Here is a 289-nt window from a genome sequence, read left to right as displayed (position 1 = left end):
CATTCAGGTTGGGATTTTTTTCGCTGCATGGGCCGCAATTGCTGCAGGCGGTGCTGCTTATAGCGTTTTTATTGTGGCTATATCAGCAAATATACTAATGTTTGGTGTTCGACTGTATTTAGTCAACAAGCTTACGGGGTTTCCTATATCGAGTTTTCTGCGGTTTAGTGTGTTACCTGTTTTAACAATTATGCTAGTGTCGGCGTTACCGGTGGCTTTACTAAACGCACTGTTACCTGAAGGGCTGTTTTGGTCAGCGTTAGTTATCGTTATCAGTTTTGTTGTATCC

General features: G+C 42.6%; 1 protein-coding gene. It reads left to right on the top strand.

All coding sequences use genetic code 11. The features are described 5' to 3' along the window. Nucleotides 1-289 (top strand): hypothetical protein (locus Q4528_RS13470; protein WP_303522030.1); only part of this gene is annotated, 289 nt, incomplete at both ends.

It is taken from the genome of Staphylococcus pasteuri (assembly GCF_030547725.1).
Taxonomy (GTDB): Bacteria; Bacillota; Bacilli; order Staphylococcales; family Staphylococcaceae; genus Staphylococcus; species Staphylococcus pasteuri.
The sequence above is the reverse complement of the archived record's forward strand: the minus strand, read 5'-3'. Positions and strand labels throughout refer to the sequence as shown.